The organism is Oceanihabitans sediminis (assembly GCF_003337215.1).
GTDB classification, from domain to species: Bacteria; Bacteroidota; Bacteroidia; order Flavobacteriales; family Flavobacteriaceae; genus Oceanihabitans; species Oceanihabitans sediminis.
This window is the reverse complement of the sequence record NZ_QPIG01000005.1, coordinates 73,043-95,083: the sequence shown is the minus strand read 5'-3', so window position 1 is coordinate 95,083 and position 22,041 is coordinate 73,043. Positions and strand designations below refer to the sequence as shown.

The 22,041-nt window shown below is 33.0% G+C and carries 15 protein-coding genes, 1 other RNA gene and 1 pseudogene; 7 read left to right on the top strand and 10 right to left on the bottom strand.

All coding sequences use genetic code 11. The features are described from left to right. Window positions 1–23: 23 nt before the first annotated feature. Window positions 24–1,444 (bottom strand): annotated as a pseudogene (locus DU428_RS11780) (SDR family oxidoreductase). A 181-nt stretch (window positions 1,445–1,625) separates the two neighbouring features. Between DU428_RS11780 and DU428_RS11775 the strand changes: the two are divergent. Further along, window positions 1,626–2,471: a DUF2911 domain-containing protein gene (locus DU428_RS11775; protein ID WP_072352272.1), complete on the top strand. Its 846-nt coding sequence runs from the start codon at window positions 1,626–1,628 to the stop codon at window positions 2,469–2,471. 64 nt (window positions 2,472–2,535) lie between these two features. Here DU428_RS11775 and fahA read toward each other — a convergent pair whose 3' ends face one another. Then, window positions 2,536–3,825 carry a fumarylacetoacetase gene (gene fahA / locus DU428_RS11770; RefSeq protein ID WP_113966678.1) on the bottom strand — a complete coding sequence of 430 codons (1,290 nt, stop codon included), beginning with the start codon at window positions 3,823–3,825 and terminating at the stop codon, window positions 2,536–2,538. A 248-nt stretch (window positions 3,826–4,073) separates the two neighbouring features. Here fahA and glyA point away from each other — a divergent pair, with 248 nt between their 5' ends. Then, window positions 4,074–5,348: a serine hydroxymethyltransferase gene (glyA, locus tag DU428_RS11765; protein ID WP_072352270.1), complete on the top strand. Its 1,275-nt coding sequence runs from the start codon at window positions 4,074–4,076 to the stop codon at window positions 5,346–5,348. Between the two features lie 255 nt (window positions 5,349–5,603). Here glyA and DU428_RS11760 read toward each other — a convergent pair whose 3' ends face one another. Both DU428_RS11760 and DU428_RS11755 read right to left on the bottom strand, forming a co-directional pair. Then, window positions 5,604–7,157, bottom strand: coding sequence for a hypothetical protein (locus DU428_RS11760; protein ID WP_113966677.1), 1,554 nt, complete (start codon window positions 7,155–7,157; stop codon window positions 5,604–5,606). A 96-nt stretch (window positions 7,158–7,253) separates the two neighbouring features. Continuing rightward, entirely contained in the window at window positions 7,254–8,288 is a 1,035-nt protein-coding gene (locus DU428_RS11755) for a glutaminyl-peptide cyclotransferase (RefSeq protein ID WP_113966676.1), read from the bottom strand. 88 nt (window positions 8,289–8,376) lie between these two features. Here DU428_RS11755 and ffs point away from each other — a divergent pair. The 3 genes from ffs (at window position 8,377) to DU428_RS11740 (ending at window position 11,929) form a co-directional block, all read left to right on the top strand. Continuing rightward, window positions 8,377–8,475, top strand: an RNA gene (gene ffs, locus DU428_RS11750) — signal recognition particle sRNA small type. 146 nt (window positions 8,476–8,621) lie between these two features. Then, window positions 8,622–9,425, top strand: coding sequence for an SDR family oxidoreductase (locus DU428_RS11745; RefSeq protein ID WP_072352267.1), 804 nt, complete (start codon window positions 8,622–8,624; stop codon window positions 9,423–9,425). 74 nt (window positions 9,426–9,499) lie between these two features. After that, window positions 9,500–11,929, top strand: coding sequence for a T9SS type B sorting domain-containing protein (locus DU428_RS11740; protein WP_113966675.1), 2,430 nt, complete (start codon window positions 9,500–9,502; stop codon window positions 11,927–11,929). 10 nt (window positions 11,930–11,939) lie between these two features. Here the strand turns inward: DU428_RS11740 and DU428_RS11735 are convergent, their stop codons facing one another. Further along, window positions 11,940–13,373: a TlpA family protein disulfide reductase gene (locus tag DU428_RS11735; RefSeq protein WP_072352265.1), complete on the bottom strand. Its 1,434-nt coding sequence runs from the start codon at window positions 13,371–13,373 to the stop codon at window positions 11,940–11,942. Between the two features lie 249 nt (window positions 13,374–13,622). Between DU428_RS11735 and DU428_RS11730 the strand changes: the two genes are divergently transcribed. Next, a complete protein-coding gene (locus DU428_RS11730) occupies window positions 13,623–15,242 on the top strand; it encodes an ABC-F family ATP-binding cassette domain-containing protein (protein ID WP_072352307.1) in 1,620 nt (539 codons plus the stop codon). A gap of 83 nt (window positions 15,243–15,325) precedes the next feature. Here the strand turns inward: DU428_RS11730 and DU428_RS11725 are convergent, their stop codons facing one another. Beyond that, window positions 15,326–15,760, bottom strand: a complete 435-nt coding sequence (locus tag DU428_RS11725; protein ID WP_072352264.1) for a PH domain-containing protein — start codon at window positions 15,758–15,760, stop codon at window positions 15,326–15,328. A gap of 39 nt (window positions 15,761–15,799) precedes the next feature. Beyond that, a complete protein-coding gene (locus DU428_RS11720) occupies window positions 15,800–16,036 on the bottom strand; it encodes a putative signal transducing protein (RefSeq protein WP_113966674.1) in 237 nt (78 codons plus the stop codon). Window positions 16,037–16,239: 203 nt separating this feature from the next. Between DU428_RS11720 and DU428_RS11715 the strand changes: the two genes are divergently transcribed. Further along, entirely contained in the window at window positions 16,240–16,431 is a 192-nt protein-coding gene (locus tag DU428_RS11715) for a cold-shock protein (protein WP_072352262.1), read from the top strand. Window positions 16,432–16,488: 57 nt separating this feature from the next. Here DU428_RS11715 and DU428_RS11710 read toward each other — a convergent pair whose 3' ends face one another. The 3 genes from DU428_RS11710 to recG form a co-directional block, all read right to left on the bottom strand. Then, entirely contained in the window at window positions 16,489–17,328 is an 840-nt protein-coding gene (locus tag DU428_RS11710; protein WP_113966673.1) for a phosphatase PAP2 family protein, read from the bottom strand. A gap of 4 nt (window positions 17,329–17,332) precedes the next feature. Further along, window positions 17,333–19,759 (bottom strand): phenylalanine--tRNA ligase subunit beta, encoded by a 2,427-nt coding sequence (pheT, locus tag DU428_RS11705; RefSeq protein ID WP_113966672.1) that lies wholly within the window; start codon window positions 19,757–19,759, stop codon window positions 17,333–17,335. Between the two features lie 115 nt (window positions 19,760–19,874). Beyond that, entirely contained in the window at window positions 19,875–21,977 is a 2,103-nt protein-coding gene (gene recG, locus DU428_RS11700) for an ATP-dependent DNA helicase RecG (RefSeq protein ID WP_113966671.1), read from the bottom strand. Window positions 21,978–22,041: the final 64 nt, after the last annotated feature.

The following is a 22,041-nucleotide window of genomic DNA, read 5'->3' as shown; positions in this document are numbered from 1 at the left end:
GTCTTTTATAGCTAATTTAAGATTTAATCACTTAGTTTTTTTATTAGTCCATTAAAAATAATTCCGTGAAAAGGCAGTACACTGTACCAATATAGTCTTCCTAAGAGTCCTTTAGGTCTAAAAGTAGCCGTTTGTTTTAGTATGTCATTTTCTATTTTAAACTCTAGCCAAGCTTCACCAGGAAGTTTCATTTCGGCATAAAGAAGCAATTTTTGATTTTCTTTATCTGCATATATAACGCGCCAAAAATCTAGAGCATCACCTGCATGTAATTCCGTTGTATTCGTTCTTCCTCTTCTTAATCCGATACCACCAAAAAGTTTGTCTAGATAACCTCTTAATCTCCAAAGGAAATTACCGTAGTACCAACCATTTTCACCACCAATAGCCCATATTTTATCTATTGTTTTTTTACTGTTATTTACTTTTCGTTCTTTATAATCTTTAAAACAACCATATTTAGGAACATTGATATATTTATGAATATTACTTTGTAAGCGACCGCTACTTATTAAAGAATCTTTCCAACTGGAAAGGATGCTGTTTTGTTCTATTTTTTCAAAAGCTAAGGAAACAGCTTCTTTGTAGCTAAGAGGTTTCACTTGTAAGATACTATTGATTTCACTAGGCTTACCAATAATTTCTACACCCATACTATCTACAAGATTGGAAGCTAGTTTATAGGAAGTTGAAGTGACGAAGTATAGCCAATAGGAAGACAATTTTGCTGTCATAATAGGTACTGTAACAATATACCTTTTAAGTCCTCTTACTTCTGCAAATTGCAGTAGCATTTGTTTGTAGGTTAGTACTTCTGGACCAAATATGTCGTAAGACTGATTATAAGTTTGTTTGTTTCCTGCGCTTTTAGATAAAAAGGCTAGTACATCTCGAATTGCTAATGGTTGTGTTTTTGTGTTTAGCCATTTTGGCGTTATCATAAAAGGAAGCTTCTCTACCAAATCTCTAATAATTTCAAAGGAAGAACTTCCAGATCCAACTATAATTCCTGCTTTAAAAACGGTAAGAGCATATTTTTTAGATGCTAAGGTGAATTCTACGTTTTGCCGTGATTTAAGGTGTTTCGATAGGTTTTCATCGTTGGTTATACCACTCAAATAGATAACCTGCTGTACTTGTGTGTTTTCTAATGCAACTTTAAAATTTATAGCACATTCTTCTTCTAGTGATTTAAAATCATTAGAAGTATTAGACATAGAATGTATTAGGTAATAAGCAACATCTATATTTTTAGGAATATTATTAGCGTTTCTGGTTTTAAGAAATCGGCTTCTACAACTTCTATATGCTCCTCGTTTAAATAACTTTTATCAGCTCTTAGCTTATCTCTTACTGCGCAAATTACATGATGTCCTTCGTTTACTAATAACGGGATTAATCTTTTTCCAATGTATCCTGTTGCACCTGTTACGAGTATATTCATTATGTGGTTGGTTAAAGTTATTTTTTATCCTTTTTACAAAGTTACTATATAAGAAAACAGTGCATGGGATTGTACATTTATTATGTATTTACTTTTTCAATTTAAGGATTAATTAACAAATATGATTTATCTAATGCTTAATTTTATAGCTATTAATTTTTAAACCAATAATATATATACAATGAGAAAATTACTTTTAATTGCCTTAGTGTTTACTTTTTCTTTTCAAGTGAATGCACAGGTACAAGCACCACAGCCAAGTCCGTTTAGTAAAGTGGAACAAAAGGTTGGATTGACAGATGTTACTTTTGAATATTCTAGACCAGGAGTAAAGGGAAGAACTGTTTTTGGAAACATGGTACCTTACGGTAAACTATGGAGAGCAGGAGCAAATAATAATACAAAAATCACTTTTAGTACAGATGTTACAGTTGATGGTCAAACATTAGAGGCGGGTTCTTATGCTATTTATATTATACCAAATAAAGAGAACTGGGAAGTGTTTTTCTATACAGATACAGCTAACTGGGGATTACCAGCAAAATGGGATGATGCTAAAGTAGCAGCAAAAACTACTGTTAAGGTTTATGAACTTCCTTTTAATGTAGAGACATTTACTATAGATATCAATAATTTAACTAATAATGGTGGAACTTTAGAGTTTATATGGGAAAAAACTTATGCAGGAGTTCCTTTTTCTGTACCAACTGAAAATGCTGTTTTAGCAAGTATTGAAAAAACAATGGCCGGACCAAATGCAGGAGATTATTATGCAGCAGCTTCTTATTATTTAGAAGAAGGAAAAGATATTAATCAAGCAAAGGTATGGATTGATAAAGTAATTGAATTATCTAATGGAGAACCTAAATTTTGGCACCTAAGAAAGCAAGCATTAATATATGCAAAAGCAGGAGATAAAAAAGGAGCTATTAAAGCAGCGAAAGCATCTTTAGAAGGAGCAAAAGCGGCAGGAAATGCTGATTATGTTAAAATGAATACAGAATCTATTGCAGCATGGTCTAAGTAATCTTAGTACATAAAGCATAAAAAAAGCGACCGATTGGTCGCTTTTTTTATGTATATAATTTATCTTATTTCTTTTTCGGATTAAATATAGGAAGTAATTTATTAGACACTTCTCCAAAACCAATTCTTACATCGTCTTTTTGGCAATACCCACGCATGATAACCGTATCGTTATCGTTTATAAACTTACGTTCTGTACCGTCATTCATTTTAACTGGTTTTTCACCTCTCCAAGTAATCTCTAACATCGATCCGTAGCTGTCTGGAGTTGGTCCAGAAATTGTTCCACTACCCATCATGTCTCCAGAATTTACCGGACAACCATTTACGGTATGGTGCGCTAATTGCTGCGCCATATTCCAGTACATATATTTAAAGTTTGATCTACTTACCACGGTTTCTTTGGCTTTTTGTGGCTGAATAGCAACTTCTAAGTTAATATCAAAACTCTTTTTTCCTGTGTACTGTAAGTATTCTAATTGTTTCTTTAAAGGTTTAGGACCTTCCACTCTGTAAGGCTCTAAAGCATCAAGCGTTACAATCCATGGAGAAATAGAAGAAGCAAAACTCTTTGCTAAGAATGGTCCTAAAGGAACGTATTCCCATTTTTGAATATCTCTAGCAGACCAATCGTTAAATAAAACTAATCCGAAGATGTATTCTTCAGCTTCGTCAACCGGTATAGGTTCTCCTAAATCATTAGCATCTGTAGTAATAAATGCCATTTCTAATTCAAAGTCAACTAGTTTGCTTGGTCCAAATACAGGTTCTGTAGCTCCGGCAGGTAATGTTTGTCCTTGCGGCCTGTGAATAGGTATTCCAGAAGGTATGATAGAAGAACTTCTTCCGTGGTAACCTACAGGAATATGTAACCAGTTTGGTAATAAAGCATTATCTGGATCTCTAAACATGGTTCCTACGTTTGTAGCATGCTCAATACTAGAGTAGAAATCTGTATAATCTCCAATTTGTACTGGTAATTGCATTTCAATTTCGTCTAATCTAAATAAGACAATCTCTTTATGCTTTAGATTGTTTTTTAGCGTTTCGTTTTCTGCATCAAAAATTTCAGCAATTCTATTTCTAACTGCTCTCCATGTTTTTCTTCCGTCAGCAATAAAATCATTTAAAGTATCTTGAAGAAAAATATCATCTGTTAAAGGGATGCCTTCAAAATAACCTAATTGGTGTAAAGCTCCTAAATCTATTGCTGTATCTCCAATTCTTGTTCCTATTGTAATGATATCATCTCTAGTAAGAAAAACTCCAAAAGGGATATTTTGTATTGGGAAGTCTGAATTTTTATCTACATGCAACCAAGATTTTCTATCTGGATTGTTAGCTGAAATTTGCATAGCGTATTGTTAATTTATATTTGTTAAATTCTACGTAAACCTACATAACTTTTTATTTTTATACTAATTTTAAAAGACAAATGTAGATTTGAGTAGCTCTGTTGAAATAAATAGTTTAATCTAAAAGTAAATATATGTTTTTTGATGTATTAAACTAATCAAATTGTTATTTTTGATAAATTTTTAACGTTAACTAGATTTCCTATTTTCAACATTATTTTAAATCTGGAAATTATAAAAAACTTATTATGCAACGCGACGAACAAATCTTTGAACTTATTCAAGCCGAAAAAGAAAGGCAACTAGATGGACTTGAGCTTATAGCCTCAGAAAACTTTGTTAGCAATCAAGTAATGGAAGCTGCGGGTTCTGTGCTAACCAATAAATATGCCGAAGGATATCCTGGAAAAAGATATTATGGTGGTTGTGAAGTGGTAGATGAAGTAGAACAACTGGCAATAGATAGAGCAAAAACTTTATTTGGTGCCGAATATGTAAACGTACAACCGCACTCAGGAAGTCAAGCTAATACAGCTGTTTTTGCTGCTTGTTTAAAACCAGGGGATACTATTTTAGGATTTGATCTTTCTCACGGTGGACATTTAACACACGGTTCTCCTGTAAACTTTTCAGGGAAATTATACAATCCGGTATTTTACGGAGTAAAAAAAGAAACAGGTTTAATTGATTATGACCATGTTGCTGAAGTTGCAGAACGTGAAAAGCCAAAATTAATTATCGCTGGAGCATCTGCTTATTCTCGTGATATGGACTTTAAACGTTTCCGTGAAATAGCAGATTCTGTAGGAGCTTTATTATTAGCAGATATTTCTCACCCAGCGGGATTAATTGCAAAAGGAATTTTAAACGATCCGTTGCCACACTGTCATATTGTTACCACTACTACGCATAAAACTTTACGTGGACCAAGAGGAGGGATGATTATGATGGGGAAAGATTTTGATAATCCTTTCGGAATTAAGTTGAAAAACGGAAACCTACGTAAAATGTCTTCTTTATTAGATTCTGGTGTTTTCCCAGGAAACCAAGGAGGACCATTAGAGCATATTATTGCAGCTAAAGCAATTGCATTTGGTGAAGCTTTATCCGATTCATTTATGCATTATATGTTGCAAGTAAAGAAAAATGCAGCGGCAATGGCTGAAGCTTTTGTAAAAAGAGATTACCATATTATTTCTGGAGGAACAGACAATCACATGATGTTAATTGATTTACGTAACAAAAATATCACCGGTAAAGATGCTGAAAATGCTCTTGTAAAAGCAGATATTACTGTAAACAAAAACATGGTTCCTTTTGATGATAAATCTCCTTTTGTAACTTCTGGAATCCGTATTGGAACTCCGGCAATTACAACAAGAGGATTGAAAGAAGGAGATATGGAAGCAATTGTAGCTTTAATTGATGAAGTTATAATGAACTTCCAAGACGAAGAAAAATTAGAAAATATTGCTATTAAAGTGAATGCTATGATGCATGAGCTTCCTCTTTTTGCTTATTAATATTATTTCGCTTTCGCAGAAGAAAAAAGCCTGCTGAGAAGCAGGCTTTTTTTATTATACTTTTTTGAATAAGTCTTCTAAACTTTCAAAGTCTTTTCTTTTATAACGTATACCATCTTTGTTTCTAATATACCTTAGTAAATCATGTTTAGGTCCTGAAGTCCAAAAAAACCAAGTGGCTTTTAGTTCCTCTTTTTCCTTAATGTACACTTCACCAGAAAGTTTATTGTTAAAACTTTAAATAATTGTAAGAAATTATTCGAAAGTAATATGTTGGTAAGCGCCTATGTCTGGTGCAACTGTTCGGTTTGTTCCTAAAATATCTGTAGGAACATCTGCGGCAAATGTGCCGTTTCCTTGGTTGTTAGCAGCAGAATTTTCTCCAATGATTAATTCATTATGATTAGGGTCTTTAAAATCAGGTTCTTGATTAAAAAGGATGTTTTCGTATTTACTAGCATTATTAAAATCATAATTAGGCCCTGTAAAATTGCTATTCGCTTCATTAAAACGTACTAAGCAGTTTGTAAATTTAAAGTTGAATACTACCGAAGGATCTGTAATTTCATCTATTATAAACTCCGGATTATCATTTCCGTAAATAATACAGTTATTAAAATTAGCTTCGTTCAAGTCGGCAATATAGGTCGCATCTGCAGTTTCTTGGAAGTTATTAATTAATAGGGCAGGAAACTGTCTAAAACTATTGTTCCAATAATTAGCAATAGTACAGTGTGTTAAGTTATATCTACCTCCTAAAGTTCCTGCAAAGCTTGATTGTCCGGAATTATTAATAACCAAGTTATTAGCTTCAATAGAAGTATTTCTTCCTAAAACACCAAAATTACTAGAGTTATAGATCTGTGTATTTTCAATTGTAAGTTTGTTTGTAATAGCATCTGCATTTCCTTCCGATAATATTCCAACCGAAGCATTCTTTATAGTTGCATGATTTATGGTATTGTTAATACTTCCGTCTAATAACCAAATAGTTCCCCATTGTCCAGGAACATTTGCAAATGCAGGTTCTAATCTATCCCCTTCAAAAATTACTTCATTTTCTAATAGTTCTTGGTCTGTACTTAAGCTTCCATTAACATTAAGCGAAGCACCTTCGGAAACGAGAAGCCCGGAATTTGCGTGGAAATGTACTCTTGCTCCAGCTTCAATATTTAGGGTCTCGTTGTTTGGTATAGCAGCATAACCATATATTACATATGGTTTTTGGTTGCTAAAGGTTAATTCGCTAGGTTCTAAATAGCGACCTTGAATTTGTGTTTCTACTTGTTGGCCACCAATATGTAAAGTTAATGTTTCTATTATTCCTGTAGTATTGTCTTTATCTGGATAAATAAATACAGCATCCTTTACAAGGGTTACTAGTTCTACAGTTTGCAAATTGCTTCCAGAGTCAAATTCTATTTTATCGGTATAAAGAAACTCGTTATCTAGGCTAGGTAAATTGTTTATGTCTATGGTCGTTTCCACAAAGATATACATACTATCTTTTGCAAGAATTTCAACATTCTCGAAAGATTTCCCAGGAATACCATCTACGTTTAGTCTGTACTCTGAAGCTTCTCCTTGGCCTAATTTTACACTAGAAATACGGATGGGGTCGCTACTTCTGTTATATACTTTTAAATTATAGGTGCTAGATCCAATGTTTGTAAAAACGGTATCAAGGTATACTGTATCCTTTGAAAAGCTAAGATTTCCGGTACTTGCTTCAAATTCAAAGTCTTTTCGGCAAGAGCTCCATAATAGAAGGAAAGATAAACAGGTTAAAAAGTACAGTGTCTTTTTCATAAATGGTTGCTTTAAGTGCTAAAAATATAACTTTTGAAAGGACTAATTATTATAAATGAAGATTTTTAGAAAAATAAACCGTTGTATCTGAAAGTATTATTTTTCAAAAATTTCTACTTCAAAAAGTTTATCCCAACGTTTTCCTGTAATAAAAAGTGTTTTAGTTTCAGGGTTATAGGCAATACCGTTTAAAACATCTAAACCGGCATGCTGTTTTACTTTATTTTTTAAAGGCGAAAAATCTATAACACCTTCAATAGCACCGTTTGTTGGGTTAATAATAGCAACACCGTTTTTTTGGTATCTATTTGCATATATTTTTCCTTCCACCCATTCTAATTCGTTAATACCAATTACTTTTCCTGCATGGTGATACGCTTGAATATAGTTTTCTTCTGCAAGGGTTTCTGGATTTAATGTCCATATTTTTTCGGATCCATCACTCTTATATAAGGTTTTTCCATCATTACAAATTCCCCATCCTTCTTTGCTTTTATTGTATTTAAAACTTTCTAATTTTTCAAAAGTTTCCACATCATAAACAAAACCAGTTCCGCTAGTCCAAGTTAGTTGGTAAATCTTATCCTTTAAAACCGTTAATCCTTCCCCAAAAAAAGCATCCTCTAAATCTATGTTCTTTAAAATCTCTCCAGTTTTATAGTCCACTTTTCTTAGTTTCGATTCTCCACGTTGCCCAGTGCTTTCATACAATTCTCCATTATAAAATTCTAAACCTTGGGTGTAAGAAGTTATATCATGAGGATACTCGTTGATAATTTTATAAGTATATACTGTTGGAGCGGTATTATTTAAAACAGTAAGTTTTTGTGAAATACTATGTGCGGTTCCATCAAAATTTAGATTAGCTACTAAAGTATGTTCCCCTAGCTTAATATCTGTAATCGGTGTGCTTTCTGAAATTTCTTTTCCGTTTAGGGTATAAGTCACCGATTCTACTGGATGGTTTTTAGGATTCTCTAGAGTGATATTTAGTGTTTCACCAAGTGCAATTGCATTGTTTTTTGCATTGGTACTAACTGAAAAGTCCTTTTTTTTCTCATTTATATTACTTCCGCAAGAGAAGATAAGAGTTGCTAAAAATATGACTATGAGAGCTTTGTTGGTTTTCATGATGCGAATTAATTTTTATGCAAGATATTTATTAAAATTCAGTTTAAAAAACATTGTGAAAGTTTTAAAAGGATTGTATATTTGCACCCGGCAAGTCCTACACAACCAGCTCCTGTTGAATCCTCCAGGTCGGGAACGAAGCAAAGGTAAATGGTCGTAGCGGTGTGATGTAGGTAGCTTGCCTTTTTTTATGCAGTTAACTGAAATCTTTCACAAAAAGGTTTTATCAAAATATTAAAAAGATTTGTTTGTAGAAATACTAGCAAATCTTTTTTCATTTATGCCAATTAATAACATATTCATTATTAGTTTTACACTTTTAATTTAAATAGTATGTCTAAAGTAGTTTTAATTACAGGAGGTTCTTCGGGAATAGGTAAATCGATAGGTACATTTTTAACAGAAAAAGGCTACATAGTTTATGGTACAAGTAGAAACCCTAAAAATTATAGCGATAGTAGTTTAAAATTAATAGCATTAGATGTAACGAAATCTGAGTCAATTAGTACGGCTGTTGATACGGTTATTAAAGCAGAAGGCAGGTTGGACGTGCTTATAAATAATGCAGGAGTTGGAATTACAGGTCCTATTGAAGAAATACCTGAAGCAGAAATTAAAGCTAATTTTGAAACCAATTTTTTTGGTCCCATAAACGTTATAAAAGCTGTTTTGCCACAAATGCGAAAGCAACAAGGAGGGTTGATTATTAATATTACTTCTATTGCTGGTTATATGGGACTACCTTATAGAGGAGTGTATTCGGCAAGTAAAGGTGCTTTAGAAATTTTAACTGAAGCCTTTAGAATGGAGATTAAAGATTTTAATATAGAAATGACAAATCTAGCTCCAGGAGATTTTGCAACAAATATTGCTTCCGGAAGGTTTCATGCACCAGTTTTAGAAAATTCTCCATATTTTATACCTTATGGAAATACCTTAAAGCTTATGGATGAACATGTAGATAATGGAAAAGATCCTTTGCTTATGGCTAAAGCCGTTTATAAGGTTATGAATACAGCGAAACCCAAAGTGCATTATAAGGTAGGGGAGTTTATGCAAAAATTTTCTATTGTTTTAAAACGTATTTTGCCAGATAGGGTTTATGAAAAACTTCTTTTGAATCATTATAAGTTATAGGTTTTTCTTTTTTTTTACCTTCTTCTTTAAGCGCATGTTGTGTGTGAAGAGGCTTACATTTTAATAAAAAATTCATGATTAAAATAAAAAACAGTCTTTTGTTGCTGTGTATGCTTTTAGCTTATGCAGGCTACGGACAAATAATAAGTATAAATAATCCTGCAGATCCTGAGTCTAACTTTAATTTGCAAGACCTTGTTGTTGATGTTCTTATTAATAGTGACTGTGCTGCTATAGATAATTTCTCGGAACAAGTAAGTGGTGCCGCTACGGACTATCAAACTAAGAGTTATGGTTATTTTAAAAAGCCATCTGGAAGTGATTTTCCTTTTGAGGACGGGGTAATCATAACTACAGGACAAGCCTATCCTGCAGGAAATGTAGTTAATACTAGTACTTCTTATCCGGATTTTTCAAACGGACTCCCAGGTGATGCAGATTTAGAACAAGCTTTAGGTATTACAGGTACAAGAGACGCAACCTATGTGAAGTTTAATTTTACAGCAACCTCAAGCGATTTTAATTTTAGGTTTTTGATGGCTTCAGAAGAATATAATCAAGATTTTGAATGTAATTACTCAGATAGTTTTGCTTTTTTATTAAGAGAAGTAGGAACAACCAATTATATTAACTTGGCTGTTTTACCAGATGGGACTCCGGTAAGTGTTACCAATATTAATAATGCACCAAGTTGTGCAGCTAATTCAGAATATTTTGCAGGCTACAATCTTGAAAGTACTAATTACGGAGGAAGAACAGAAGTTTTAACAGCCAATGCAGTTGTTACTCCCAATCAGGCTTATGAAATGAAAATTGTTGTGGCAGATCAAGGAGATAGATTCTATGATTCAGCTATATTTTTAGAAGCAGGAAGTTTCAGTCTTGGTGCAAATCTAGGTGATGACTTAACTTTAGCCACAGGAAATGCTGCCTGTGATACTAGTTTACATACATTAGATTCACAAATACCAATATCAGAAGGAGCACATACATGGTATAAAGATGGGGTTTTAATTCCTGGAGAGAATAACCAAACATTGGATGTTACGGAAGATGGTGTGTATAGTGTAGTTATTCAGTTTGCTTCCAATTGTACAGCTTCCGATGAAGTAACTATTGAGTTTACTACAAGCCCAGTAGCTAATCCTGTAGAAGATCAATCTTTTTGTGATCAGAATAACGATGGTTTTTATACTCACGATTTTCAGTTACTTAATGCAACAGTGCTTGGCAATCAAAATGCAGCAGATGTTCGAATTAGTTACCATTTATCACAAATGGATGCGGATAATAATTTAAACCCTATTACAACGCCTTATACTAATGCGGTTGCCAATCAATCTGAAACGATTTATGTTAGAATAGAAAGCAGCAATTTTAATTATTGTTATGACACTACTTCGTTTGAAATTATTGTTACCGATTCATTCCTTATTCCAAGTCTAACACCTCTAGAAGTATGTGAGTTAGATACAGATGGATTGGATACTTTTGATTTAACTTTAGCTGAAGCAGAAATATTAAATGCATTACCTGCGGGGAATTATAATTTCGCATATTATGAGAATCAAACGGATGCTACGCAAGGGAATTCTTCGCAAATCGAAACACCATCAGATTATGATAATATTGTTTCTGGAAATCAAACTATATATGTAAAAGTTATAGCGGATTCTGGTGCTTGTATTCAGGCGGTTCCTGTTGAATTAGTTGTTCATTCCCTGATAGAAATAGGTTTAGAGGAACAATATTTAATATGTTTAGCAGCAGATGATTCAGTTATTCCTGCTGTTAGTGATACAGCTATAGAAACAGCTCCTTTAGATACGCAATTAAGCGAAGTAGATCATGTTTTTCAATGGTATCTAGGTGAAGAAGTACTGGCTGCTAATAGTATTCCAGGAGCAACAGGAGCAGCATATAATCCTACCACTATTGGCTTTTATACTGTTAAAGTAACTAATATACTTACTGGTTGTACCAATAGTAAAACAACCGAAGTAGTTTCTTCTTATCCTCCAGAAAGTATTTCTGCGCAAGTTTTAACCAATGCCTTTTCAGAAAATAGTACTATTGAAGTTACTGTAACTGGAATAGGAGATTATGAGTTTAGTTTATATGGAGGATTTTGGCAAGATTCTCCGATTTTTGAAAATGTATTAGGAGGTAATAATACGGTGAAAGTTCGAGATCTTTATAGTTGTGAAGTATTAGCTTATGAAGTAACTATTATTGATTACCCGAAGTTTTTTACTCCAAATAATGATGGTTTTAATGATACATGGAATATTCAAGGAGTGCAAAATCAATTAGAAGCTAAAATCTATATTTATGATAGATATGGTAAATTGATAAAGCAATTAAGTCCGTCAAGTGAAGGTTGGGATGGAACCTTTAATGGAAAGAAAATGCCAACTTCCGATTATTGGTTTAGCGTTAGATATGTAGATCCTATAGATGGTATTGAAAAAGAATTTATTTCAAACTTTACCCTGAAAAGATAATTAAAGAAGTTTATTGATTTAATAAACCTAGAAGCTCTTCTTCAAACTTAACAGAGAATAGGTTTGTATGCGGATCGATGATTTTTCCGTTTTTAGTAATTAGAATTACTTTAATAATTGGATTTACAGCAAGGGCTTGTTTTCCTGCATTTGCATCTTTTAACTGATACTCATTCACTGTATTAAAATTAAACTGCTTTAAATACAGTTTATTCACCTCTGTGTTTGGCTTGTCGATGTTGATAGAAATAAAGTCCACTTCTGGATATTTGTTTTTAAGATCCTGAACTTTTAAATGACTTTCTTTTACATGTGGTTTTAAACTTTTGGACCAAAAATATATGGCAGTAGGCTTTTTAATTACTTGGTGTAATGTAACTTCTTGGTTATTGTAATTTACCAAAGTAACATTTGGTATGGTATTGCCAATCTTTAAAGCTCTTAATGAGCTTGCTAATTCTTTAAAATGTTTAATATTTGCCTCGTCGGTGCTTTTTTGATAAAAAACTTCTAAGAGTTTATCAATCTTGCTCAAATCTTTTGTTTTGTTAATGTAGTTTATAGATGACATACTAAGTAGTGGATTCTTAATGTCTTCATCTTTCACTAAACTATCAATAAGCTTTAGCTTTTCTATATAATATTTATAAGAATCCCGATTAAAAACACTGTCTTTAGAGTGTTTAAGGTATTCTGTTAATGCTAGATTTCTAAAATGGTATCTTAAAAATGTATTGTAAGTAAAGTAGTCTTTTAAAACATCATGGTTGTAGTTTATGTCCTTTCTATAGTTGTAAAAATCGTTTGGTAAGCTTTGTAGATTATGTACTTCGTTGTTTCCGTAAAAAGCAAAAGGATATATTTCCTTACTTATGTAATAGTTATAGTTGATGTTTCCAAGTGCTATTTCCTTAAATAAATCGGAATAACTATTTTTTGAAATAAAATTGTTTAGATTTTGTCTTCTTTTCTCTCTTAAAGAATCAATTTTAGTTTCAAATACTTTTGGCTCTAACTGACAGATGCCTAGCATTTTTTCGCTTATAGCTTCGTTGTCAAGAAACATATTAACCAAGTAATTGTTTTTTCTTGCTCCTTTGCCAGTAAACACTAGGGATTCATCAAAATCTATAGTGTTTAACCTAATCATAACACTATCATTAGCCTCTAGAAGTGCTAGTTGAAACTCATTTCCATTATGTGCTTTTAGTCTGAATGTGTATAGTCCTTCCTCTAAGTTTTTAATTTTATATAAAAATCTATTATTCTTGTCTAAGTAAATAGTGTCTACAAGCTTTTTAGACTTGTGTAAAGTAAGGTGTTTGTTAACAGGGTTTATAATTTCGCCACCAAAATATGCTATTTCACCTTCGTTTGTTGCATTGTCTTTTTTGCAGGAAAGAAAAGTTAGGGTTAGTAATAGTATTGGGAAAAATATTCTCATAATGAAATGTAACAAAAATAGGTTTTAGTGTCTTCAACAAAAATAGCTTTTGCAATTGCAATCCTTTGTTAATTCGTTGTTAAAAGTTGACCTAAAAACCCTTGTGTTATGTTAATTAACAAGGATTTATGGATTGGCAGATTGTGTGTGTATTTTAGTTAAAGAAGTTTCTTCTTGTGCTTGGAATTTTCTACTTTTGCAAATTCATTCGCCAAATTAAAAATCGGCGTAAAAAATTTAAATACAATTATGTTATCAGTTTCTAATCTTTCTGTTCAATTTGGAAAACGAATTCTGTTTGATGAAGTAAACACTACTTTTCAAAATGGAAATTGTTATGGTATTATTGGAGCCAATGGTGCGGGAAAATCTACTTTCTTAAAAATTCTTGCAGGAAAGCAAGATCCAACTTCTGGTCATGTACACCTTGAGCCAGGTAAACGTATGTCTGTTTTAGAGCAGGACCATAATAAACATGATGATGACACGGTTTTAGATACTGTTTTAAAAGGAAATAAGCCTTTATATAAAATTAAAACAGAAATCGATGCACTTTATGCTGATTATACAGATGAAAATGCAGAGAAAATCGGAGAGCTTCAAGTGTCTTTTGAAGAAATGAATGGTTGGAATGCAGAAAGTGATGCAGCAGCCATGCTTTCTAACTTGGGCATTAAAGAAGATTTTCATTATACCTTAATGAAAGATCTAGATGGTAAGCAAAAAGTACGTGTTTTATTAGCGCAAGCTTTATTTGGAAGTCCGGATGTGTTAATCATGGATGAGCCTACCAACGACTTGGATTACGAAACTATTTCTTGGTTAGAAAACTTCCTTGCAAACTATGATAATTGCGTGATTGTGGTATCTCACGACAGACACTTTTTAGATGCTGTTTGTACACATATTTCAGATATAGATTTTGGAAAAATCAACCATTTCTCAGGAAACTATACTTTCTGGTATGAGTCTTCGCAATTAGCAGCAAGACAACATGCGCAACAAAACAAGAAGGCTGAAGAGAAGAAAAAAGAATTAGAAGAATTTATTCGTCGTTTTTCTGCAAACGTTGCTAAATCTAAACAAGCAACCAGTAGAAAGAAAATGATTGATAAATTAAATATTGAAGATATTAAGCGTTCTAGCAGAAGATATCCTGCAATTATTTTTGAAAGAGATAGAGAAGCAGGAGATCAAATCTTAAATGTAGAAGGTTTAGCAGCTTCTATAGAAGGAGAAACGCTTTTTAAAGATGTAGACTTAAACCTACAAAAAGGAGATAAAGTGGTGGTTTTCTCTAGAGACTCTAGAGCTACAACTGCATTTTATCAAATTTTAAATAATAAAGAAAAACCAGACGCTGGAAAATTTGATTGGGGAGTAACAACTTCACAGTCGTATTTACCATTAGATAATAGTGAGTTCTTTGAAAACGACTTAACTTTAGTTGATTGGCTACGTCAGTGGGCAACTACAGAAGAAGAAAGAGAAGAGGTTTATATTCGAGGTTTCTTGGGTAAAATGATTTTTAGTGGAGAAGAAGCTCTTAAAAAATCGAATGTACTATCTGGAGGAGAAAAAGTGCGTTGTATGTTATCTAGAATGATGATGGTAAGAGCTAACGTATTAATGTTAGATGAACCAACAAACCACTTGGACCTAGAAAGTATTACAGCCTTTAATAACTCCCTTAAAAACTTTAAAGGAACTGTGTTGTTCTCAACACATGACCACGAATTTGCTCAAACGGTAGCAAATAGAGTAGTAGAGCTTACTCCGAACGGTGTAATTGATAGATATACTACTTTTGATGAGTATATGCAAGATCCTAAAGTAAAGGAGTTACGTGAAAAAATGTATAACAAATAATCTATTTCAAATAATAGAGGATTTTGTATCCTAATAAATTAAAAAATCTCAAGTTGTAAGGCTTGAGATTTTTTTTTTTTTTGCTATTGGCTTATTGTTAGGTTGATTTTAATATTTGGATTAATCTCCCGAAGATCTTTTGAAAACTGCAATTTGTCTTTAGGAGAAAGAATAATACTATCGTATTTTCCGTGTTTCACCTCAATTCTATCAAAAGAAGCTGCTGGTGATGAAATAATATTATTAGTTTTGTTTATTTCTCTAATTTCTGAAATATGAATTGGTTTATAAGAGAAAAAACCACATTTTATTTCTAGTTCCTTGTTGTTTATGGTGTATTCTGTTTTTAAAAACACATGTAGTACAAATGCAAAAAGAAGCACTAATAATACCACTCCGCCAATTTTATCTGTATTAAAAGCACCATTTAAGATGCTATAAAATACAGGGGTGAAAAATACTAGGAAAACAAATAGCAATAAGCCGTAAGATATTTTTGATGAATGTTTTATAGGCATAATACAGGTTTTGTTTCTTCTAGTAAAATTACAGTTTTTCTATTTTTGAATCTTCGCGGTTACACTAGCAACAATTGGTACAGCAGCATCTAATTCTTCATCATTTACGTATAACTCTTGTGTTCCTTGGTTGTAAGTTCCAAAACCACCCAATCTAGCAGATTCCGATTCGTCTTTTATAATTGGACTAATTCCAATGGCTTCTAATTTTTCAATGATCAGTTGTGTAACTATAAAGTTACCCGTGAATATTTTTATATAATTAGACTCCTGCATGATTTTTCTTGATTAGGATGTACTAAATATACAATAAATATTATTTTTTTGACAGAAAAATACCATATAAGTTGTTGTAGCATATAGGTTTTGCTTTAAACTTGTGGCTTTTAATGATGAAAAAAGAACAGCAAAACACCTCTCCGAATTGCATAGTAATTTAAAAAGTTTATATTTGTTATTATTAATTAATTTATTTTATAATGAGTAAAGGAACCGTAAAATTTTTCAATGACACCAAAGGTTTTGGTTTTATTGTTGAAGAAGACAACAACAAAGAACATTTTGTACACATTTCAGGTTTAATCGATGAGATTCGTGAGGGTGATGCAGTAGAATTCGATTTACAAGAAGGTAGAAAAGGATTGAACGCAGTAAACGTTAAAGTATTATAATATTTTAGATTTATTGAAAAAAAGAAAAGCTCTGAGAAATCAGAGCTTTATTTGTTTTTAGAAGGTTCCTATAAAACCTATTTGATTTCCTGAAACAGCAAAATTCCAGTTTATTTGTTTTTCTCTTTTATAAGCATAAGCTTCTTTTTTGAATAGAAACTTGTCAATACTATCAACTACTACAATACTAATAACAGCTCCTGCAGCAACATCGGTTAGCCAATGTGCACCTTCAAGTATTCTTGAAACAGGTGTTATTGATCCTAAAGTATAGGTCCCAACTTTTAACCAAATATTATCAAATTGCTTTGCTATAGCGTGTGCCATAGTTACCGATAAAATGGTATGTCCAGAAGGGAAGGAGTGTTGAAAAGACTCACTAGAAAAAGGATGGAATTTTTTATTTCCTTCGTTTGCAGTAGGACGAGAACGACCAAAAGCATTTTTAGCAAAAGATTGAATAATTCCAGCGGTAGCGGCAGAAGAAATAATTAAAACACTAGTTTTTCTAATAGCCTCATTCTTTGTTAATAAGCCATAACCGTATAGTCCGGAGTTTATTAAGAAGAAAGTTTGTGGTTTTCCAAACCTAAATCCTATGTCTCTACCCAGCTGAGGAACACCATCCAATTGCCTAGCAGCAAAACGATTTACTTCTTCGTCTGCTAATGAAAGAGCAAAAACCCCAACAGCTATTGTGGTTAGGTTTTTGAAATCTTTTTTCTTCCAGTGTAGCGGTCTTGAAAAGGCATGACCTACACCTTGAACCATGTTTTTGGTATCGTATTTAAATAAGTCCCAAGTTGTTGTACTATCTTTTTCCTTGAAATAAAATTCATTTTGAGAATATACAGATATACTGCATAGGGCTATAAAAAAACACAACACATGTTTCATAAAACTAACGTAATTCTGCTCCAAGTTGCCTTTCAAAGCTAGACTGAAGCTTGTTCATAATCTTGTCAATTTGCTTATCTGTAAGCGTCTTATGTTCGTCTTGGAATGTAAAACTCACGGCGTAGCTTTTCTTATCTTTCGGTAAGTTTTTACCTTGATATACATCAAAAAGACTTACTTCTTTTAAAAGTTGTTTTTCGGTTTTCTTAGCTATATCGTGAATAGATTCAAAGGAAACATTCTCATCTAAAAGTAAAGCAAAATCTCTTCTTATTTTAGGATATTTAGAAATTTCTTTAAATTTAATCTTGTTGTGTTTAGCAACTTCTAGAATGGCATCCCAATTAAAGTCGGCAAAAAGCACCTCTTGGTTTATTCCAAAATGCTTTAAAATGTTTTTCTTCACTAAACCAAAACTCACTAATTTATTCTTTCCTAAGTTGAAAGTCAAGCCTTCATTAAAAATAGCTTCTTTAGAAGGAGCTTCTTTAAATCGGTTAATTCCTAATCGCTCTAATGCGCTCGTAATGGTTCCTTTTAAATAAAAGAAATCGCTGGGCTTATTAAGGCTATTCCAAGTTTCGTTAGATCTGTTTCCAGTTACAAACAAGGTAAGGTGTTTGTATTCTTCGCGATTGTTGTTATAGTTGTGGTAAGATTTTCCGAATTCGAAAAACTTAAGATTGTTTCTTTTTCTATTAATATTAAAAGAAAGTGCTTCTAAACCTGAAAACAATAGCGATTGTCTCATTACAGACAAGTCGTTGCTTAATGGGTTTAGCATGGTTACATTATGCTCTTCTTTTAACTGCTCATCTAACTTTACATAGTCTGGAGTGGTGAGCGAGTTGTTTAGAATTTCATAAAAACCTTGAGAAGCTAATTGATTTCCTATGATATTTTGAAGGTTATGATCATCAAATTTAGAAGTATTAGAGATGGAAGCGTTTAGTTTTGTGCTAAATTCAATATTGTTATAGCCATAAACACGTAAAATCTCTTCAATAACATCTGATTCTCTTTGTACATCATTTCTATAAGCCGGTACAATTAATCCTAAACCAGCTTCCGTAACATTAATAATCTTAATATCTAAAGAGCTTAAGATGCTTTTAATAGTTTCTTCTGGGATTTCTTGTCCAATTAATTTTCTAGCGTTATCGTAGCTTAGTCGGATTTCGAAATCGTTGATTTTTTTAGGGTATGCATCGTAGATATCACTTGTTATTTCTCCGCCTGCAAGCTCAAGAATTAATAAGGTTGCACGTTTTAAAGCGTATTCTGTAATATTAGGGTCAATTCCTCTTTCAAATCTAAAAGAAGCATCTGTGTTAAGTCCGTGACGTTTTGCTGTCTTACGAATGCTAATAGGATCGAAATAGGCACTCTCTAAAAAAATGCTTGTTGTATGTTCTGTCACTCCAGAATGCATACCGCCAAAAACTCCTGCAATACACATTGGTTTTTCTGCATCACAAATCATTAAATCATCTTCGTGCAATTCTCTTTCTACTTCGTCTAGAGTGGTGAATTTTGTTCCAGCAGCTACTGTTTTCACCTCAATTCTATTTCCTGAGATTTTAGCAGTATCAAAGGCGTGTAATGGTTGCCCTAATTCGTGTAATACGTAATTAGTAGCATCTACCACATTGTTTTTAGGTGTTAAACCGATGGCTTTTAAACGGTGTTGTAACCAAGCTGGTGACTCTTTAACCTGTAATCCCGAAATGGTAATACCACAATATCTCGGAGCTAATTCTGGGTTTAAAACTTCCACATCCATTTTAAGCGCTCTGTTACTTACGTGAAAAGCACTAACCGACGGAGTGATAAGTTCTACTTTAATATCTTTTTGTGTAAAACCGGCTTTTAAATCTCTAGCAGTACCAAAGTGACTCATTGCATCTGCTCTATTTGGTGTTAAGCCAATTTCAAATACTTGATCTACTTCTATATCAAAAAGTTCTGAAGCAGGAGTTCCTACAACTGTGTCTTCGGCTAAGACCATGATTCCGTCATGTGACTTACCAAGGCCAAGTTCGTCTTCTGCACATATCATTCCGTGACTTTCTTCGCCTCTTATTTTTCCTTTTTTAATGGTCCAAGCTTCTCCTTCTTCTGTATATAAAGTAGTTCCAATTGTTGCAACTGGTACTTTTTGTCCGGCAGCTACGTTTGGAGCTCCACAAACTATTTGTACAGGAGCTTCAGCGCCTATATTAACGGTGGTTACCTTTAATCTATCGGCATTAGGATGTTGTTCGCAAGTAAGTACTTCACCAACAACAACACCTTCTAACCCTCCTTTTACAGATTCGTATTTAGTGATTCCTTCTACTTCTAAACCTAAGTCTGTAAGTAATACTTCGGTTTCTTCTGCTGTCCAATCGGTATTAATAAACTGTTTTAACCAGTTGTAAGATATTTTCATCGCCCTTTTTTATTTGAAATGCAAAGATAAAATAATGCTGTTAGCATTCAAGCATTGTGATAAAATTTGTATTCTGTTTATCTAATTAAATTTTGTGTATAAAAAATACATGGAATTAAGAGATATAATTCCAGATATTCTTGTACTTACTCATTTGTCTGTAGGTGTTTAAAATGCTTTTGTTTTCTACAGCAGACAAGGAAGGGTCTTTGCTAAGTATTTGTTTGGCATGATATCTAGCATGTTGTAAAATTTCGTTATCCTTTACAATATCAGCGATTTTAAGCGTAAGTATTCCGCTTTGTTGTGTTCCCATGATATCTCCAGGTCCGCGTAAACGTAAATCTACTTCCGCAATTTCAAAACCATCACTAGTTCTGGTCATGGTTTCTATTCTCGTTTTACTGTCGTTAGATAGTTTATGACCCGTCATAAGGATGCAGTAGCTTTGTTCTGCACCACGACCAACTCTACCACGTAATTGATGTAATTGTGCTAAGCCAAAGCGTTCTGCACTTTCTATAACCATTACCGAGGCATTTGGTACGTTTACACCAACTTCTATAACCGTAGTTGCAACCATAATTTGAGTTTCGCCATTAATGAAGCGTTGCATTTCATAATCTTTGTCTGCAGGCTTCATTTTACCATGTACAATAGAAATTTGATATTCTGGTTTTGGGAAATCTCTTTCGATACTTGCGTAGCCATCCATCAAATCTTTATAGTCCATTTTTTCGCTTTCTTGGATTAATGGATAAACGACATACACCTGTCTTCCTTTAGCAATTTCATCACGAATAAAACGAAATACTTTTAGTCTATTTCCATCGTATCGATGCACCGTTTTTATGGCCTTTCTTCCGGCTGGTAATTCATCAATTAAAGAGATGTCTAAATCTCCATAAACAGACATGGCTAAAGTTCTTGGAATTGGTGTAGCGGTCATCACTAAAATATGTGGAGGAGAAGTGTTTTTTTTCCATAATTTACTTCTTTGGGCAACTCCAAATCTATGTTGTTCGTCTATAATTGCAAGGCCTAAATTTTTAAATTTCACTTTGTCTTCTAGGATTGCATGTGTACCAATTAAGATTTGTAATTCTCCATTTTCAAGCATTTCGTGAATTTCCTTTCTACTTGAAGTGTTGCTTGATCCAGTTAGCATTTTAATGCTGATATTCAGTTTATTAGACAGTTTAAGCAGGCCATTGTAGTGTTGGACTGCCAAAATTTCAGTCGGAGCCATTAGGCATGCTTGAAAACCATTGTCGAGTGCTATTAACATTGACATGAACGCGACTATAGTCTTTCCGGAGCCAACATCTCCTTGTAAAAGGCGATTCATTTGTGCATTACTACCTAAATCGTGACGAATTTCTTTTAAAACTCGTTTTTGTGCATTGGTTAATTCGAAGGGTAAATGCTCTTTAAAAAAAGTGTTGAAATAAGTTCCTACGGTTTCAAAAGGAAACCCTTTGATCTTCGATTTATGAATTAAATTTTTTAAAATTAACTGTAATTGTATGTAAAATAATTCTTCAAATTTCAGTCTAAATTGAGCCTTAGAAAGTAGCTCTGGTGTCTTCGGAAAATGGATGTTAAAAACAGCTTCTGATTTAGAAATTAATCGTAATTCTGAACGCAAACTTTCTGGTAGTGTTTCAACAAATTTTCCTTTACTTTCTAGGAATAATTGTTGCATTATTTTTGTCATCACGCGATTAGAAATTCCTTTGTTAGAAAGTTTTTCGGTAGAGGGATAAATTGCCTGCATGGCAGATCGTAAATTCTGTTCGTGCTCACTATGAAGTTCTATATCAGGATGTGGCATATTGAATTTTCCGTTAAACCAATTTGTTTTTCCAAAGATTACATAATTCGTATTTAGTTTTAGACTTTCTCTAATCCATTTCTGCCCTCTAAACCATACAAGTTCCATGGTTCCTGTTTCGTCTTGAAAGGTTGCAACCAGTCTTTTTCCTCTTTTTTGTGCGATTTCTTCAAATTTAATAATCTTTCCTATTACCTGTACGTCGGCATTATTGCGTTGTAGCTGGTTGATTTTATAGTATTGGGTTCTGTCTATATATCTATTGGGAAAAAGGTTAATGAGATCTTGGTAGGTGTGAATACCAAGTTCCTTCCGAAGCAAATCTGCTCGATTCGGTCCAACACCCTTTAAATAGTCTATAGGAGTTTGAAGGTTGAAACTCATTTTTTTGTTTGAAAATTTAAAAAAAACTAAAATACAAGATTTATAAAAAATAACTGCATATATT